Annotated in this window: 3 protein-coding genes; all 3 read left to right on the forward strand. The window is 37.6% G+C overall.

Annotation, left to right across the window (positions count from 1 at the left end; all coding sequences use genetic code 11):
- Positions 1-355: 355 nt before the first annotated feature.
- Positions 356-1,015, forward strand: coding sequence for a flagellar brake protein (locus tag WB217_RS15805; RefSeq protein WP_423994209.1), 660 nt, complete (start codon positions 356-358; stop codon positions 1,013-1,015).
- Positions 1,016-1,078: 63 nt separating this feature from the next.
- A complete protein-coding gene (locus WB217_RS15810; RefSeq protein WP_423994210.1) occupies positions 1,079-1,261 on the forward strand; it encodes a YpfB family protein in 183 nt (60 codons plus the stop codon).
- A 270-nt stretch (positions 1,262-1,531) separates the two neighbouring features.
- A partial coding sequence (gene cmk, locus WB217_RS15815) for a (d)CMP kinase (protein ID WP_423994211.1) occupies positions 1,532-2,162 on the forward strand: 631 nt, incomplete at its 3' end.

Below are 2,162 nucleotides of genomic sequence, written 5' to 3' on the forward strand. Positions count from 1 at the left end.
CAGGAAAAGAAGTATTCTGGATGAAACAGCGAACTATTGAAATGAAAATACAATTTCGAGTAGTATAGAGCCGTTTGCTCCAAGCAACATGTGGCAATTCAATATAGAGATTCGACAAAGCAACTTATTTAAAAAAGGGATATTAATCCTATAAAGGACTATTGCACCAATTAATCTTCCCATGTCATAATGATTACATAATATCCATTGCAAATTCGCATTACGATCATTTAATCTTCTTAAAGGGATTTTTCGAAAAGATCATGAATCCAATTAAGTTGTTGGAAGAAGTCTTTATAGGCAATACAACAATTTTGACAGACTTAGGGAAAAATATGTGGGGAAGTGGCTAGCTATGATTAAAATCGGCGATATTATAATCCTTGAGCATAAATACTCAGAAAATTTAGAGCAGTACAAATGTAAAATGGTAGAGCACAAAGGCAGTGACCTATACATAGATTATCCTGTCAACATGAACACGAACAGGACTGTTTTTCTTTTAGAAGGAACGCCATTAAAAGCCAATTTTGTCACTGAATCGGGTTCTCACTACTTTTTTGAAACCGAGGTGAAAGGAAGGGTTAAGCAGAACATTCCAATGGTTGTGCTATCTTATCCTGGAAAAGACCATCTAATCAAAATCCAGCGCAGGCAATATGTACGTGTTGAAACGTCAGTAGATGTTGCGGTGCATTCCACTAATGGTGAATTCGCTCCATTTACGACAGTTACTGATGATATCAGTGCAGGGGGTGCTGCATTGCTCATTGGAAAAAATAGCAGTTTGAAGCCGGGCATGAGGATAGAAAGCTGGTTTGCCCTTCCGATGCAAAACGGAGAATATGAATACAGGAAATTCCGGGGGGAGATTGTCCGTATCATTGAAGGGCCGGGACACATGAATAAAGCGTCTGTCCAATTTGTCGAGGCTACTGGAACAGACAGGCAGATGCTGTTACGATTTTGTTTTGAAAGGCAGCTTGCTATGAAAAAGAAAGGACTTCCAGTCTAAAAACGAATAATTATTAGCTTTTGTTCCAATACTAAAAGAAAATAGGCTGCAGGAGCAAAAGATATGAAATCATTTGAAAGAATATTAATTAAGATTGCTATTATTCAATTTGTATTTTTAATTATTGCCCAGTTGTTTTTTCATGAATTCAATGCATTCCCAGAACTTAAACAAATTACTCAATATGAAGGCGTAACTGACAATAATCATTCAGAAGTTTTGAATTCAATACGAAGCAAAGAGTAAGCAGGTGACATGCCTGCTTTTTTTTGTGGCTGCTTAATTTTGCATTGTTGTATATAACTGTTTCGTGTACTTTGTTGGTTTTACGATTTAAACGATATTTTAGAGTAAATTTAGCTAGAACACCGGATGCTTAATTGTTTCTATCAATTTACATAATTTTAATTAGATTGTTCACTAAAAAATGAAATGATTAAAGAGGAATAAATAAATTTTGTGTTAAAATAAGAGAGAAAATATATTGCAACAACATTGATTGTACCAGGAGGAACTATGAGTAAACGAATTTCTATTGCTATCGACGGTCCTGCAGCAGCGGGGAAAAGTACGGTTGCGAAAATTGTAGCCGAAAAACTTGCATATGTATACATTGACACAGGAGCTATGTACCGTGCACTTACATACAAGGCCTTAAGAGCAGGCGTTAGTTTAAATGATGAAACAGACTTAATCAGTCTTTTGAATGATACTACTATTGAACTTTTCCCAGGAGAAGCTGGGCAAAAAGTTGTGCTTGATGGAATCGAGGTCACTAACGAAATCAGAACTGCTGAGGTGACTAATCAAGTATCGTATGCTTCAATCCATGAGCAAGTAAGGAAAGAAATGGTGAAGCGGCAGCAAATGTTTGCGAAAGACGGCGGAGTAGTGATGGATGGCAGGGACATTGGGACTCATGTACTTCCGAAAGCGGAGGTAAAAATTTTCCTTCTTGCCAGTGTGGAGGAAAGAGCACTGAGGAGGCATGCCGAGAATACTCAGAAGGGATTTCAGTCAGATTTAGAACAATTGAAGGCGGAGATTTCCGCAAGGGATAAAATTGATTCAGAGCGCGAGGTTGCACCACTTAAAAAGGCAGATGATGCCGTTGTAATCGATACAACATCCTTGTCAATCGCAGATG

The sequence above is a fragment of the Mesobacillus sp. genome (assembly GCF_049588175.1).
Lineage (GTDB): Bacteria > Bacillota > Bacilli > Bacillales > Cytobacillaceae > Mesobacillus.